The sequence below is a fragment of the Azotobacter tropicalis genome, assembly GCF_059739045.1.
Genome location: NZ_AP046059.1, coordinates 845,265 through 859,967, shown reverse-complemented (window position 1 = coordinate 859,967; position 14,703 = coordinate 845,265). Strand labels below are relative to the sequence as shown.

The 14,703-nt window shown below is 67.0% G+C and carries 16 protein-coding genes and 2 pseudogenes; 8 read left to right on the top strand and 10 right to left on the bottom strand.

Annotated features, from left to right (window positions below; translation table 11 throughout):
• Window positions 1-70 precede the first annotated feature (70 nt).
• From Atro_RS03865 to Atro_RS03845, 5 genes are all read left to right on the top strand, one after another.
• Window positions 71-1,003, top strand: coding sequence for a hypothetical protein (locus tag Atro_RS03865; RefSeq protein WP_497926510.1), 933 nt, complete (start codon window positions 71-73; stop codon window positions 1,001-1,003).
• Window positions 1,000-1,293, top strand: coding sequence for a hypothetical protein (locus Atro_RS03860; RefSeq protein WP_497926509.1), 294 nt, complete (start codon window positions 1,000-1,002; stop codon window positions 1,291-1,293). Before Atro_RS03865 ends, Atro_RS03860 begins: the two co-directional genes overlap by 4 nt.
• Before the next feature lie 69 nt (window positions 1,294-1,362).
• Entirely contained in the window at window positions 1,363-2,715 is a 1,353-nt protein-coding gene (locus Atro_RS03855) for a glycosyltransferase family 4 protein (RefSeq protein WP_497926508.1), read from the top strand.
• Between the two features lie 76 nt (window positions 2,716-2,791).
• Complete coding sequence (locus tag Atro_RS03850; RefSeq protein ID WP_497926507.1) at window positions 2,792-4,159, top strand: ACP S-malonyltransferase; 1,368 nt, start codon at window positions 2,792-2,794, stop codon at window positions 4,157-4,159.
• 1 nt (window position 4,160) lies between these two features.
• Entirely contained in the window at window positions 4,161-4,652 is a 492-nt protein-coding gene (locus Atro_RS03845; protein WP_497926506.1) for a DUF2147 domain-containing protein, read from the top strand.
• Here the strand turns inward: Atro_RS03845 and Atro_RS03840 are convergent.
• From Atro_RS03840 to Atro_RS03795, 10 genes and pseudogenes are all read right to left on the bottom strand, one after another.
• A complete protein-coding gene (locus Atro_RS03840; protein ID WP_497926505.1) occupies window positions 4,649-5,308 on the bottom strand; it encodes a class I SAM-dependent methyltransferase in 660 nt (219 codons plus the stop codon). The genes Atro_RS03845 and Atro_RS03840 overlap by 4 nt on opposite strands.
• Window positions 5,309-5,419: 111 nt before the next feature.
• Window positions 5,420-5,884 (bottom strand): hypothetical protein, encoded by a 465-nt coding sequence (locus Atro_RS03835; protein WP_497926504.1) that lies wholly within the window; start codon window positions 5,882-5,884, stop codon window positions 5,420-5,422.
• Between the two features lie 4 nt (window positions 5,885-5,888).
• On the bottom strand, window positions 5,889-6,296 hold the full coding sequence (locus tag Atro_RS03830; RefSeq protein ID WP_497926503.1) for a VOC family protein: 408 nt from the start codon (window positions 6,294-6,296) through the stop codon (window positions 5,889-5,891).
• Window positions 6,297-6,372: 76 nt separating this feature from the next.
• The gene (locus Atro_RS03825) at window positions 6,373-7,407 is read right to left on the bottom strand and encodes an RNA methyltransferase (protein WP_497926502.1); all 1,035 of its coding nucleotides are present in this window, start codon (window positions 7,405-7,407) and stop codon (window positions 6,373-6,375) included.
• Window positions 7,408-7,504: 97 nt separating this feature from the next.
• Complete coding sequence (locus Atro_RS03820) at window positions 7,505-8,176, bottom strand: hypothetical protein (protein ID WP_497926501.1); 672 nt, start codon at window positions 8,174-8,176, stop codon at window positions 7,505-7,507.
• A 70-nt stretch (window positions 8,177-8,246) separates the two neighbouring features.
• On the bottom strand, window positions 8,247-9,107 hold the full coding sequence (locus Atro_RS03815; RefSeq protein WP_497926500.1) for a 2-keto-4-pentenoate hydratase: 861 nt from the start codon (window positions 9,105-9,107) through the stop codon (window positions 8,247-8,249).
• Window positions 9,108-9,191: 84 nt separating this feature from the next.
• Window positions 9,192-10,576, bottom strand: a pseudogene (gene dbpA / locus Atro_RS03810) (ATP-dependent RNA helicase DbpA).
• A 90-nt stretch (window positions 10,577-10,666) separates the two neighbouring features.
• Window positions 10,667-10,912, bottom strand: coding sequence for a hypothetical protein (locus Atro_RS03805; RefSeq protein ID WP_497926499.1), 246 nt, complete (start codon window positions 10,910-10,912; stop codon window positions 10,667-10,669).
• An 18-nt stretch (window positions 10,913-10,930) separates the two neighbouring features.
• Window positions 10,931-11,584 carry a glutaredoxin 2 gene (grxB, locus tag Atro_RS03800; protein WP_497926498.1) on the bottom strand — a complete coding sequence of 218 codons (654 nt, stop codon included), beginning with the start codon at window positions 11,582-11,584 and terminating at the stop codon, window positions 10,931-10,933.
• 98 nt (window positions 11,585-11,682) lie between these two features.
• Window positions 11,683-12,015 carry a thioredoxin family protein gene (locus Atro_RS03795; RefSeq protein ID WP_497926497.1) on the bottom strand — a complete coding sequence of 111 codons (333 nt, stop codon included), beginning with the start codon at window positions 12,013-12,015 and terminating at the stop codon, window positions 11,683-11,685.
• A 206-nt stretch (window positions 12,016-12,221) separates the two neighbouring features.
• Between Atro_RS03795 and Atro_RS03790 the strand changes: the two genes are divergently transcribed.
• The 3 genes and pseudogenes from Atro_RS03790 to Atro_RS03780 all read left to right on the top strand — a co-directional run.
• Entirely contained in the window at window positions 12,222-13,169 is a 948-nt protein-coding gene (locus Atro_RS03790) for a ZIP family metal transporter (protein ID WP_497926496.1), read from the top strand.
• Between the two features lie 134 nt (window positions 13,170-13,303).
• Window positions 13,304-13,732, top strand: a complete 429-nt coding sequence (locus Atro_RS03785; protein ID WP_497926495.1) for an ArsC/Spx/MgsR family protein — start codon at window positions 13,304-13,306, stop codon at window positions 13,730-13,732.
• A gap of 293 nt (window positions 13,733-14,025) precedes the next feature.
• A pseudogene (locus tag Atro_RS03780) lies at window positions 14,026-14,690 on the top strand (IS5 family transposase); the annotation flags it as partial.
• Between the last annotated feature and the right edge of the window lie 13 nt (window positions 14,691-14,703).

The window sequence follows — 14,703 nt, the reverse complement described above, 5'->3', positions numbered from 1 at the left end:
GGTATTCAACGCAGTATGGACAACTTCAGACATGGCATGGACGGACGAGATGGCAAGGACGGCTCATCGTTTGGGACTGGTATTGCCCCTGGCGGGCATGGCAATCCAGGCAGGACTGGCGGGGGCAGCCGAGCTTCCCGAACTGGGTGAGGAGCAGATGAGCCTGGCCGATGAACTGGCCAGCGGCTTCTATTCACGCTTCAACCTCATGGCATATACCCTCGTGCAGGAGGCGGAAGAATCCACGATCAACCGTGACAACGCTGCCGAGATTCCGCGTTATCAGTGGGTGCTCAACCCGCGGGCGGATCTGAGCCTGAACTTCCGCAACTGGGAGTTCGCCCTCAAGCCGCGCTACCAGAAGCTCTGGGAAAGCTGGAAGGACGGTCCGCGCGACGGCGAGCACGACGAAGATTCGGACGTGTACCTCAACGAGGGCTGGGTGCGTTACCGCCCCTTCGACGAGCTGACCCTGTCCTACGGACGGGAAAACCTGCAGTGGGGGCCATCGGTGATCCTCTCGCTGTCCAACCCCTTCACCCGCGACAACGGACGCAACAACCCGCGCGTCGAGGTGCCCGGCCTGGATTACTACCGGGCGATCTGGATTCCCAACGGAACCTGGACCCTGTCGGCGATCGCCAATACCGGTCCGGGTCACTCGGACAACATCGACAGCCTGACCTCGGGGCAGCCCTCGCTGACCGGCAGCCGGCTGTCGGACGACGATGAGTTCGAGAAGATCTACGCGGTCAAGCTCGACTACACCGGCTCCTCGGGCTATGCCTCGATCATTCACTCGTACCGCGAGAACGACCAGCACCAGACCGGCTTCTTCGCCGGCTGGAACGCCTCGGATGCGTTGCTGCTCTATGCCGAGGGCAATGTCAAGTACGAGGAAAGGCCGGCTACCAGTTCGGCGCTTCCTACACTCTCGAAGTCGGGCCGACGGTCAACGTCGAGTACCTGCGCGACAACAACGGCTGCGACGACGAACCCATGATCCAGTGCTACCTGACCGGGCAGGTGAACAGCAGGAGCGTTCTTTACCGGCAGAGCTACGCGATGGTCCAGGTCACCGACAACACCTCGATTCCGGATCTCGAATACAACATCCGTTACCTGAGGAACCTCGACGACGAGTCCCAGCGCTTCACCGGCATCCTCGAATACGACCTGACCGACAACGTCCAGGCCTATTTCACGGGCAACATCTTTACCGGGGGCGACGACGACGAGTTCGGGACGTTGTTGCGCTACTCGGTGTTTACCGGAGTTAGCTACACGTTCTGAGCGTTCACTGAGCAGGGGAGGCGGCGAGCCCGATCCGGCCCGCAGCCCTCTCCATGGACTGGAGGCCGCATGAGCAAGCCGACTTTCGCGTTCGTCACCATTGGCAGTGGATCCTACCTGGGCTCCACGGTTCGCGACCTGACTCTCGCCAATATGCTGCACCGACGCGGTTACAAGGTGCTGGTCTACTGGATGATGGAGTGGAATCCCGAACTCGCCGACCCGGGGATCGAGCATCGGCTGCTCTGCCACGGCACGCGCTACCAGTTCCGGCGGCCCTCGGCGTTCATGGACCAGGTGGTCGGTTCGGCCGCCTTCCTGCTCCCTCTGCAGTTCCGGCTACGCGTCACCCAGAGCCTCAACGGCTTCGTCGACCGTCTGCTCACCCATCTCATCTGTGCGCTGCATGCGACGCCGGACTCGGATACCGGTCTGGCCCGTCGCCTGCGTCGCTTCATCGCCCGGGACGAAGTCAGCCATCTGATGATGAGCTTCGCCTCTCTCGGCACGCTCGCCCTGGCGGCCAAGCGCCAGGGCGGAGCCGATTTCGACTACGCGCTGACCTTCCAGGGCGACGAGCAATTCGCCGACTACGCGCGACGCGGCGGGATCTTCGAGGCCTTTCAAAGCCGTCTCAACGAGGCCGTCGCCGGTTCGCGCTGGCCGGCCATGGTGGTCAGCCACGACTACCTCGAGCGGATCGCCGACGAGCTGAACGTCCCGCGACAGTGTATGAAGGCGGTCCACAACGGCATCGAGCTACCCCTCCCGTCGGCCAGGCCGCCACGGGCGAGGCTCAGGAAGCTCTTCCCCGGACTGCGCGAGGACATCCCCATCGTCACCTACTTCGGCCGCCAGGAAGCCGAGAAGGGCATCGACCTGCTGCTCTATGCCGCCCGACTGCTGATGGCACGCGGTGTTCCGCTGCAACTGGTGATCTGCGGCGCCACCGCCAAGGGCGAGTCCTGCAAGAAGGTCATCGCCGATCTCGCCGACCATCTCGGTCTGCCGATACACCAGGCGGGGGCGGTTTCCGAGGATATCCGCGACACCCTGTTCGCCCATAGTCACTGCGTGGTCTATCCCTCGGTGAACCGGGAGGCCTTCGGCCTGGTGGTGGCCGAGGCGATGAGCCATGGCACGCCGGTGCTGGTCCCAGACTATGGCGGCGTCACCGAGGTGATGCGCGACGGCGAGCGGGCCGGCGGCCTGACCTTCGGGGTCTGGGACAGCGGCGACCTGGCCCGGCAGCTGGAGAGCCTGCTGACGAACACGGCACTTCACCGCGAGCTGGCAGGGAATGCCCGCGCGCTGGCGGAGCGTTTCACGGCCGATCACATGACCGACCGTGTGCTCGAGCACCTGGGGATCGCCGACCGGATGGGTGGTCCGGCGGCTGGCAGCATTCCCAAGGTGGCATGACGCGCGCGGGCGCCCCCGCGTGTTTGACGGTCCGGGCGGCGATGCCCGGTGCTCGATCCATACAGGGAGTTTTTCCATGAGCCAGGTTTCCAGTCCCAACATCATGTTCGTGTTCCCCGGGCAAGGCTCGCAGTACGTCGGCATGGGGAGCGACATCCACCGGCACTTTTCCTGCGTGCGCGACCTGTACGAGCGAGCGAGTCAGACGATGGGCTTCGACGTGGCGGAACTGTCTTTCCAGGGGCCGGAAGAGCGGCTCAACAGCACCGAGTTCACCCAGATCGCGCTGCTCACCCATTCCATGGCCTGCCTCGCGGCGTTCCGCGAACTCACCGGCGGGGCCTGGACGCCGAGCGTGCTGGCCGGTCACAGCCTGGGCGAGTATTCCGCGCTGGTAGCCGCCGGCGCTCTGGCGTTCGAGGATGCGTTAAGGCTGATCCGCATGCGCGGCCGGCTGATGTCGGAGTTCGGGCGCGGGAAGATGGCCGCTTTCCGCCTGGATCTCGAATCGATCAAGCCGCTCGCCGAGGCGCACTACTGCGGCATCGGCGGCTGCAACCTGCCCGATCAGACCGTGGTCTGCGGCTTCGAGAACGACCTGGAGGCGCTCATGGCGGATGTCGTCGAGCGCTTCGGCCGGGCCAAGGCCGGACGCTACCTGAAGACCGATGGCGCCTTCCACACCTACCTGATGATCAATGCCGCGGAGCGCTATCGTGCCCATCTCGATGCCACTGCCATGAAGGCTCCGGCGGTGAAGGTCCTTTCCAACTATACCGGCGACTATCATGGCAACGACCCCGACCAGCTGCGTGCCGCACTGTTCTTCCAGATGTTCCACCCGGTGAAGTGGATGAGCGGCTTGCAGCAGGCGATCGGCGACGGGGTGAACCTGGTCGTCGAGTTCGGCGGCGGCATCGGCCGCGAGCACCCCGGCTGCGTGCACGCCCCGGCGAGCCGCAAACCCAATCTCGAAGGCATCATGCGCAAGGCCTACACCGGCTCCGGGCGCCGCGGCCTGTATATGCCGGCCATCAACCTGGCGAGCCTGGAGCAGGCGGCGCATACCCTGGAACTGCTGCGTAGCGCTTCTCCCGTGGAGCCGGTCTGGGTGGACGAGCGGCACTTCTCGCTGCACCTGCCCCTGCACCAGGGGGTCGCCGACGAGGACAGCGTGGGGCTGGGCATGCTGGTCCAGGAACTGGGGCTCAGGCGAGTAGTGGAAACCGAGATTGAGGAGGACGACGACAGCCTGCTGACCCTCAAGACCTATTGCGACGAGGGAATCGCGGCCGCCGAGCCCTATCTCGAGGTCCTGGTCGGCGGGGAGACCGGCGCTTTCCTGCACTATCGCGGCGATGCCATTCGTCATGAGCTGGCTGCCCTGCGCGAGCGCCTGGACCGCCGGCTCCCGGCTGTCCGGGCCGCTGCCGGGGGACGCTGAGATGAAGGCCCCGGACGGGCGATCCCAAGTGGCCGTGCGGCGGTTGTGCATCTGCTGCGCCCTGGTGATGCTGCTGGCTGCCAGCAGCGGTGCCGCCAGCGCCGCGGCGGGCGATCCGCTGATCGGGCTGTGGATGATCCGCGATCAGCAGACCGGCGAGCCGCGCGCGCTGGTCCGCATCGACCGGCAGGGAGACGAGTACCGGGGCACCATCGAGAAGGGCCTGCGCGGGCCGAATGCCGAATCGCCCTACTGCGACAAGTGCGAGGGGGAGCGCCGTGGCAAGCCGCTGCTCGGCATGACCATCCTCAGCGGCGTCAAGCGGGAGGGCGAGGGCTACGGGCACGGGGAGATCCTCGACCCGGACAGCGGCAAGGTCTACGACTGCCGCCTGACCCTGCAGGAGGGCGGGCGGCAACTGCGGGTACGGGGCTTCATCGGCACTCCGCTGATCGGCGAGAACCGCACCTGGTACCGGGTGGATCAGCCCTAGGCTCGTGCGGAGAACAGCGCAGCGCAGCCCGCCACCTCGACCGAAACTTCGCGAAAGCGGCGGCCGAGTTCGTCTTTCAGGCCGTCCAGAGCGTCTTCCCGGTTGCAGAAGATTCCCTTGCGGTTGTAGGCAGCCATCAGGCCCCGTGCCAGAAAGCTGCGCGGGACACCGCCCTGCAGCAGGGTGGCGCCGAAAAGGACGGCGCCGGGGTTCATCAACGCCTTGAGGTGATCGAAGACCACGGCCTTCGAAGCGATGTCGCCCGGCAGGCAGTGCAGCAGATAGTTGATGCCGACCGAATCGAAGCCCGCGTCGGCGAAGGCGATCGGCTCCAGCACGTTGCGCCGGTAGCTCCTGGGCGCGTGTTGATCGATGCGCCGGGCGGCGAACGCCAGGGTGTCCGGGTTCAGATCCATCAGCGCCACCCGGGGCTCCTGCGTAGGGAATCGGCAACGGTCGAGGAAATATCCCGTGCCCACCCCGACATCCAGGTGATTGGCGCTGAGGTGGTATTCGTAGTGGGCTTCGAGCCGCCGGGTAGGGCATTTCCAGATGAAGGGATTGGAAAGGCCGAGTACCACGAAGTCGTAGAGCGCGAGCGTGCGCTGGGTGTAGACGGCCTGGCCGGCCTCCACCTGTTTCTGGGTAACCATCATGGCTGGGTTGTCTCTCTGTACTGCCTGGAGAGGCCCGGGGCTTTTCTCGGCCCCGGGCAGGCTGCGCAGTGTAACCGTCGGAGCAGGCGAAGTGCCGACGGTGGAAGAGGATCAGGCTTCTGCCGACCAGAGCGCGTAGCCCTGCAGCATGTCCTCTTCGGGAAGGCCATCGACCGCCTCGGCGCGGGTTTCGACCAAGTGCGCCAGCAGTGCGGCGACGGCACCGCGCTGTTCCGGCGAGCAGTAGCAGTACAGCCTGTTCCAGGCGCCGCCATGGGAAAGATGGAACAGCAACTGATCGCCATACCAGCCGTGCTCGGCGCTCGGCGAGTCGAGGGCGAAGCGGGCCAGCGTCGGCAGGTAATAGGCCAGGCCCTGGGCCGACGCAAAGCACAGCGGATCCCAGCCCGGATTGCCGACGTGGTGCAGTTCCAGGCTGTCCCGGTCGTGGCTGCGCAGCGTCTCGTCATGCTCGGCGCATTCGCAGCAGTGGCGGTAGTCGGTGAAATGCTCGGGCTTGCCGACACCGGCGAAGGCCGTATCGATCTGCGCGAGGATGTCCGCGTCGCTGGTCATGGGATCAGGCGGCCGCCGGTCCCTTGAGTTCGACGACCGTGCCCTCCGGGTCGGTGACGTAGAGGGAGGGGCCCGTGCCTTCGGCGCCGTAGCGCAATGCCACGGCACCGGCCGCGATGCCGTGTTCCGTCAGGCGCTGGCGGATCAGCGCCTCGTCGAACGGCTCGATGCGCAGACAGAAATGGTCGAGATTGCGTCCTTCCCTGCCCGGTGCGGCGCCGCCGGCGCTGCCCAGCATGCCGTCGACGGGAACCAGGTCGATCAACGCATTGCCGGCGCGCAGCTGGACCAGGCCGAGGTCGTCCTGGCGACGCTCGACGCTGCAGCCGAGCGCCTCGCAGTAGAAGCGCAGCATCTTCTCCAGATCGACGACGCGCAGCACCAGATGGTCGATTCCCAGGATGCGGAACATGGCGGGCTCCAGAGGTGATGGCCGATCTCGCCGACAGTATCGACGGCGCGGCGGAGCTGTCCAGACGGATGGCGGGTCAGTGCGTGCGCGGCGCCCGGCTCCTGGCCGCCTGTTCCGCCCGTGCGCGCAGCTGTCCGCAGCCGCCGTCGATATCCTGGCCCGCCGAGTTGCGCACCTTGGTCAGCACACCGCGGCCGTGCAGGTAGCGCACCAGTTCGACGATCCGTTCGCCGCCGGGACGCCGGTAATCATCGGCCTCCAGGCTGTTGTAGGGGATCAGGTTCATCACCGCGTACTTGCCCTTGAGCAAACGCAGGATGCCGTCCATTTCCTCCTGGCTGTCGTTGATGCCTTCGAGCAGCGTCCACTGGTACTGGATCGGATAGCCGGTCCGGCGCGCGTAGGCCTCGGCCAGTTCGACCAGTTCCTCCGGATCCAGGCGCGGGGCGCGCGGCAGCAGCCGCTGGCGCCGCTCGGCATCGGTGCTGTGCAGGGACAGGGCCAGCGCCGGCTTGACCCGCCCCTGCGGCAGGCGCTCGAACACCCGCGGATCGCCCACCGTGGAGAACACCAGGTTCTTGTGGCCGATGCCGCCGGCGGTGCCGAGCAGCTCGATGGCCTCCAGCACGTTGTCGAGGTTGTGCGCCGGCTCGCCCATGCCCATGAACACCACCTTCTTCACCGGGCGGAAGCGCCGGGCCAGCGCCACCTGGGCGACGATCTCGGCGCTGCCGAGCTGGCGCAAGAGGCCGCTCTTGCCAGTCATGCAGAACACGCAGCCCACTGCGCAGCCGACCTGGCTCGACACGCAGAGCCCGTCACGCGGCAGCAGTACGCTCTCGACCATCTGTCCGTCGCCCAGCTCGACCAGAAGGCGCGCCGAGCCGTCGGCAGCCGGGTACTCGGAGCGCAGCCGGGCGAGGCCGGCGACCGTCGCGCTCAGCTGCGGCATGGCTTCGCGCACGCTGAGCGGCAGAAAGTCCTGGGCCTGCTGGTGGCGCGTGCCGGTGTCCAGCGGCCAGCCGTGCAGCCAGGCACGGTCGATCCGCCCGATATGGCGGGGTTTGGCGCCGAGGTCGGCGAGGCGTTGGTGGAAGTCGGCGATTTTCATGGGGCGCGGATGCTACCACCTGGCGCAGGCGAGTGGCAGCCGGGGCGACGGGGAGAGTGGCACGGAGGCGGGCGAGCTGTGGGCAACCAGGCTAGCGCTAGCTATAGCTTCGCCGCCAGCGCATCGGCACGAAGCGGATGGGCGGCAGCACGGGATGGCGCGGCGAGCCGAGCGCCCGCGACAGGTCGAGCAGGATCTCGCGGGACTCCGGCGAAGGCACGGGAGTGTCGAAGTCGATCGATAGATGATAACTGCGCCCCGGCTCGTCGAGAGGCAGCTCCGTTGCCACGGGGCGATGCTCCCAGGTTCCACCTTCCCCGACGCGGCGTCCTGCTCGGTCCCAGCGGTCGAAGTCGAATCCGGCGATGCCCTCGAAGCGCTGGTTGCCGATGCTAAGCACCGCCTGTGCCGGGCGGAACACGAGCCCCGACTTCGCGGGCGTCACCGTGAGGTAGACGCGGGTCGTGCCGGGGCTGTGGTTCTTCCAGTAGCGGTCGCGCGGGTCGATGTAGAGCGGGAGGACGAACAGGTACAGCTGGATGTCGTAGGTGCGCAGCTGGTTGTCGAGCATCACCTGCAGGCGCAGGCCGGGGAGCTCCAGTGGAGGAGGATTCGCCGTCTCCTCGAAAAACCTGGGTTCGTTTCGCGCGGTCGGTGGCGTGTCGCCGAGATAGGCGACACTTTCCCAGCCGCCGCGAAATCCGCCACAGCCGGAGAGGAGCAGGCATCCGAGGGCCAGCAGGGCGATGCGGCGAGCTGCGGTGGGCATGATCCTGTCCTCGCGGAAATGCCTTGTCGATCGATCGCGGCTGATACGGCTGGCTATGCCGGCGATGATCTCACTGGAAATTCACGCCCACCGCTGGCGTGCTGTCCAGCCCCTCGTATACCACCCGCACCTGCTGGCCGGCCTGCGGTGTCAGCGGTTTGGAGAACGAGCCCAGGCTCAGCAGGTCGCCGGCTTGCAGACGGATGCCGGCGCGGGCCAGGTCCTGGGCGAGCCAGATTACCGCTTGCAGCGGCTGGCCCATCACGTCGCTGCCGCGTCCGCGATCCAGCTCGCGCCCCTCGCCGTCGAGCACCCGCACGGTCATGCCGGCCAGTTGCGCCGCCAGCGCCGGGCTGGCCGGCAGGGGTTTGCCCATCACGCCCAGACGCGCGCCGACGTTGATATAGGTGATGGCCGCGCCATTGAGTTTGCCGGGGTCTTGCACCAGCAGGTCGGGCAGCTCGATGAAAGGGATCAGCGCATCGAGGTGTTGCAGCAGCTCTTCGGGGCTGGTCGCCGCATGGACCTCCGAATCCTTGACCCGCACCAGCAGGTCCGCCTCGAGCCGCGGCCGGGCACCGAAGCGGGCCGGCACGCTGGCGCCGTCCTCCAGCAGCATGCCGGCGAGCAGGGTGCCGCGCACCGGCTGGTCATGATTGAAGCGCCGCTGCACCGCCGGATTGGTGAGCCCGGCCTTGTAGCCCACGACCCGGCCCAGTTGCCGGCCGAGAAGAGCGACCACCCGATCACGGCCGCATTCGGCATCCATGAGGGACATGGCCGGCGGGTTCTCCAGCGGCTGGCGCTGCAGATAGTGCGCCACCAGCTCGGCGGCTGCGGATTCGGTGGGGCAGGCGGCCTGCGCCGTCATCGCGCCCGGTGCGCAGCTCAGGCCGGCCAGCAGGAACAGCCAGAAGATCTTGTCGTTCATGGGCGCTTTCCAATCGCTCAAGGAATAAGGTTGGCCGGTTGCGCAGCGCGATCCGAAGGTCGGCAGTGTGTCACGCAGGCGCCATCAAGCCTGCAGGATGCGCACCTTGAGCGACCGGCCCTTGATCTTGCCCTCGTTGAGGCGTTTCAGCGCCTGTTTGGCGAGGCCGCGCTCGACGGCGACGAAGGCCTGGAAGTCGAAGATGGCGATCTTGCCGACCTGGGTACCCGGAATGCCGGCCGCGCCGGTCAGCGCGCCGAGGATGTCGCCGGGGCGCAGCTTGTCCTTGCGTCCGGCGGCGATGCACAGGGTGGTCATCGGCGGCAGCAGCGGCCCGCCGCCCCGGGCCTCGAGGCTGTCCAGCTCGCACCAGTTCAGCGGCGAGCGCTGCAGATCCTCGATGGCCTGGGCGCGGCCGGCCTCGGCCGGTGCCACCAGCGACAGCGCCAGGCCTTTCTCGCCGGCCCGGCCGCTGCGGCCAATGCGATGGATGTGCACCTCGGGGTCGCGCGCCAGCTCGACGTTGACCACCGCCTCCAGCCCGGCGATGTCCAGGCCGCGCGCCGCCACGTCGGTGGCCACCAGCACCGACAGGCTGCGGTTGGCGAACATCGCCAGCACCTGGTCGCGTTCGCGCTGCTCCAGGTCGCCGTGCAGCGCCAGGGCGCAGATGCCCTGGGCCTGGAGCCGCTCGACCAGCTCCTGGCACTGCTGGCGGGTATGGCAGAAGGCGACGCAGGACTGCGGGCGGAAATGCCGAGCAGGCGCACCACGGCGTCCAGACGCTGGCGCGGGTCGATCTCGTAGAAGCGCTGCTCGATCTGGGCATCGTCGTGCAGCGATTCCACCTCCACGCGCTGCGGGCTCTTCATGAAGGCCGCCGCCAACTGCTCGATGCCGGCCGGGTAGGTGGCGGAGAACAGCAGGGTCTGCCGCCGCGCCGGGGTCTGGCCGAGGATCTCGGCGATGCTGTCGTAGAAGCCCATGTCGAGCATGCGGTCGGCCTCGTCGAGCACCAGGGTATTCAGCCCGGAGAGCGTGAGGGTGCCTTTCTTCAGGTGCTCCTGTACCCGCCCCGGGGTGCCGACGATGACGTGCGCGCCGTGTTCCAGCGAGCCGATCTGCGGGCCGAAGGGCACGCCGCCGCAGAGGGTCAGCACCTTGATGTTGTCGGCGGCGCGGGCCAGTCGGCGGATTTCCCGGGCGACCTGGTCGGCCAGCTCGCGGGTCGGGCAGAGCACCAGCGCCTGGCAGCCGAAGAAGCGCGGATTCAGGGGCTCCAGCAGGCCGATGCCGAAGGCCGCGGTCTTGCCGCTGCCGGTCTTGGCCTGGGCGATCAGGTCATGGCCGCCCAGGACGATCGGCAGGCTCTGCGCTTGGATCGGTGTCATCGTCGTGTAACCGAGGACATCGAGGTTGGTCAGGGTGGCGGCGGAAAGGGGCAGGGTGGCGAAGGCGGTGGAGGTCACGGGAAGGCCTGATGGAAAGCGAAAATGACGCGCAGTCTAGCAGGCGCGGCCGCAGCCGGCCGTCCTCTGCTCCTGTCCGCCAGCTGTGCTTCAGTCCTTTTGGCCGACCGCCAACCCCTGGCGCCTCGCCGCCAGCCTCAGGAGCAGTCCCTGGGTGAGCGGGATGATCACGAACACCATGCCGACGATCATCTGCGGCACGATGATGGCGGCGACCTGCCATTCCGGCAGGCCGGCGATGATCGGACGCCAGAGCTTCAGCAGCAGGGTGATCAGCAGCCAGGCCGGCAGCAGGATGGCTGTGGCCAGTCTGGCACGGGCGAGAAGAATGGGCACAAGATGCTCCTTTTGGGCTTAGATCGCCCGGTCGAAATAGGTGGCGGTATCGATCAGGCGTGCCACTTCCTCGACGTAGGCACGCACCGAGGGCGGGAAGGCCAGATCCCGGACCATGCTCAGGTTGCGCAGGGGCGGGTAGAGCAGCACGTCGTCCCAGCCCAGGCGATTGCCGTGGGCGACGGGTGTCTGCAGCGGTGGCAGGCTGGCGAGTATTCCTTCCACGCTGGCCTTGTGCTCGGGCGTTTCCGCCAGGGCCTGGACGAACGGGCGCTGGATGATCCGCTCCTTCTTGGCCTGGAAATAGTCGCGGGCGCTCCGGGTGGCGAATTCGGGCAGGCCGAGGGCGATGTCGCGGGGAAACAGCAGGCAGCTGATCGCGGTGCGTACCTGCTCGATATGCTGACGGATGGCTTCGAAGTCGCCGTGCGGGCGGATCATCCGCCTGGGGTTGCCCAACTCGTCCAGTACGCGGGCGATTTCCAGGCTCTCGCCCATGGCCCGGCCGTCGTCGAATTGCAGGATGGGCACCTGCTTGGCGCCGATCAGCCGGTGGCAGGTCGCCTCGTCGTCGTTCGCCAGGTAAACCTTCTCGTGGGCCACCGCCTTGTAGTTCGCCACCATCTCGGCGCGTACGCAGAACGGGCAGTGGTCGTACAGGTGGAGCTTCATACCGCCTCCTTGTTTCGGAACCGCTGCCGAGTGTAACCGGCGAAGCGGACCGAGGGGATTCGCCGGGGAGGGCGGTGCCCGGGCGGCCTCGGGCGGCGTCAGGCAGCCGCGTCGATCATCGCCAGGGCGCGCTCGATGGCCTGCACGTCGTCGGGACGGACCAGTCGTGCGACTTCCTGGCCGCGGTCAAGGAAGATCAGGGTCGGCCACAGGGTGACCCGGTAGGCGCGTCCGAGCGGGCGGCCCTTGCCATCCGCGATCTTGATGTGGCCAACCTTCGGATGCCTGGCGAAGGCCTTGGCGATCAGGGGTTGCGCCGCCTGGCAGTGGCCGCACCAGGAGGCGCCGAACTCGAGGACGGTCGGCGCGCGCAGGGCCTCGATGGCGGCCCGGGTCGGTTCGCTGGAAGAGAAGGTTGAGGTCATGGACATACTGCTCTCCGAGGTTCGTTGCATCTGCAGAGTTAGAAAAAGGGCACGAGCGCCCGTTCCCTGTGGTCCAAAAGGCTTGGCGGCGGAAAGTCCTCCTTCCCGCCATCCGACAGGTCATCCCGGTCGCTACCTTGCCCAGGTAGCGATTCGGGCATTGCCTGCTTCCAGGCCGGCGCAGCCCGGCCGCTGACAGTGGAGCCGCGACCATGAGTGACGGCATAAGCAGCAATCCCCTGGCCACTTCGGCCTCGAGTTTTCGGGTGGCCCTGCTGGCGCAGATCGAAGCCAGCCCAGTGCTCGCCTCCGGTCTGGTGCTTGCCCTGCTGATCGTCCTGGTACTGCTCGGCAGCAGCCTGTACAACGCCTTCACCGGCACCCGTCCGGAGAGCCTATGGCACGCGCTGTACGGCGGCGGAGCCGGCTTCGCCGCCACCGGCCTCGGTGCCTTTGCAGCCGTCGTCCTGCGGCGGATCAGCGTGCGCATTCAGGACATCATGCTTGGCTTCGGTGCCGGCATGATGCTCGCCGCCAGCTCCTTCTCGCTGATCCTGCCCGGCCTGGAGGCAGCCAGGGAGATCACCGGCAGCGGTCTGCAGGCTGCCGCCAGCGTGGTCTCCGGACTGGCGCTCGGGGTACTGCTGATGCTCGGGCTCGACCGCTTCACCCCGCACTCGCATGCCGCTACCGGCCCCTGCGGCCCGGACAGCGAGCGCATCGGCCGGGTCTGGCTGTTCGTACTGGCCATCACCCTGCACAACCTGCCGGAGGGCATGGCCATCGGCGTCAGCTTCGCCGGCGGCGATCTCGGCGTGGGCATCCCGCTGGCCAGTGCCATCGCCATCCAGGACATCCCCGAAGGCCTGGCCGTGGCCATGGCTCTGCGCACCACCGGGCTGTCGATGACCGGTTCGGTCCTGGTGGCCCTGGCCAGCGGCCTCATGGAGCCCCTCGGTGCCCTGGTCGGCATCGGCATTTCCAGCGGCTTCGCCCTGGCCTACCCGGTCGGCATGGGCCTGGCCGCCGGTGCCATGGTCTTCGTGGTATCCCACGAGATCATCCCGGAAACCCACCGCAACGGCCACCAGACCCCGGCGACACTGGGCCTGATGGCCGGTTTCGCGGTGATGATGTTCCTCGATACGGCGCTCGGCTGAGGCCCTGGCCGGTCGGGCGAGGCGCCTTCGCCGCGGCGCAGTGTCGCAGTCGGAGGGGCGAGGTCCGGCTGACCTCGCGCTTGGCCTTGGTTAAGATCCGGGCATTCATCCGCCTGATTGCTCGAAGGATCACCATGACTGCACAAGCTGCTGTAAAAACCGTCATCTTCTACGAAAAACCCGGCTGTGGTGGAAACCGCAGGCAGAAGACCTTGCTTCAGGAGCATGGCATCGCGCTGGAGGTCCGGGACCTGCTAAGCACGCCTTGGACCCGCGAGCGTCTGGAATCCTTCTTCGCTGGACTGGAGAAGGACGCCATGGTCAATACCGCGGCGCCGAAGATCAAATCCGGCGAAGTGGATGTCGCCGCCCTGAGCCGGGACGAACTGATCGAGAAGATGCTCGCCGAACCGCTGTTGATCAAACGGCCCCTGCTGGAAGTGGGCGAGATCCTGGTCTGCGGCTTCGACATCCCGCGCCTGAACGCGCTGCTGAATGTGGCCATGCCGGTGCCCGAGGCCATCAACAGCTGCCTCAAGACGGACAAGTGCTCCTCGCATTGACATTCGCCCCATTGGAGCAACCGGCGTGCCGGTTTTACAGTACCGGCTGGGTACTGCAGGACTGAGGGGCAGATGGCAAGCAGCTCGCTCGGCAGCTGAAGGTGTCGGCTGCTCGGGCGGGTATAGTCTTTAAGTGCTTTGCTGCCATTGATGGTCAGTGCCCCCGCCGGTGATCGGTCCGACCCGACGGTAGAGCTGTACGAGGGCCTGATAGCAGGCCTGGAGCGCCGGCCATTGTCCGTCGAAAGTCAGCGATGGTCTTGGAACTCGGAGTCGGGCACCCCAGCAGCCACATGGTCACGACACATGGCACTAGAGCCTGTCCCACCGATGTCAGCGATGAGGAGTGGGCCTTTGTGGCGACCTACCTGGCGCTGATGCCCGAATCCTGCGCCCATCGCGTCCACAGCCTGCGCGAGGTCTTCAACGCCCTGCGCTACATCGCCCGCGGCGGCCAGCTCTGGCGGCAGACGCCGCATGATCTGCCGTCCTGGCAGGTGGTGTATCAGCAGACCCGGCGCTGTAGCGAGGCCGGCGTCTTCGAGGAACTGCTGCACGATTGGCGCGAGTCGATCCGGGTGGCCGACAAGCGCAAGGCCCAGCTTGGCGCCGTGATCCTCGACAGCCGTACCCTGCAGTCGATGCCGGAAAGCGGCACACGGGCCGGCTATGACGGGGCCAAACGCCGCAAGGGCTCGAAGGTGCAATGGCAGTGGATACGCTCGGACAGCTGTTCGCCCTGCGGGTGGCGCCCGTCAACGAACAGGACCGTGCCCAGGTGGCAGCCCTCGCCGAGCAGGTGTGCGGGTGACCGGTGAGGCCGGTGAAGGCTGCCTTCGTCGATCCGGGCTACAGCGGCGAGTCGGCGGCCGGACAGGTGGAGGCGCATGGCATCCGGCTGGAAGTGATCAAGCACACGGAAGCGAAGAAGGGCTTCATCCTGCTGCCCCGCCGCTGGCAGGCTTTCACTT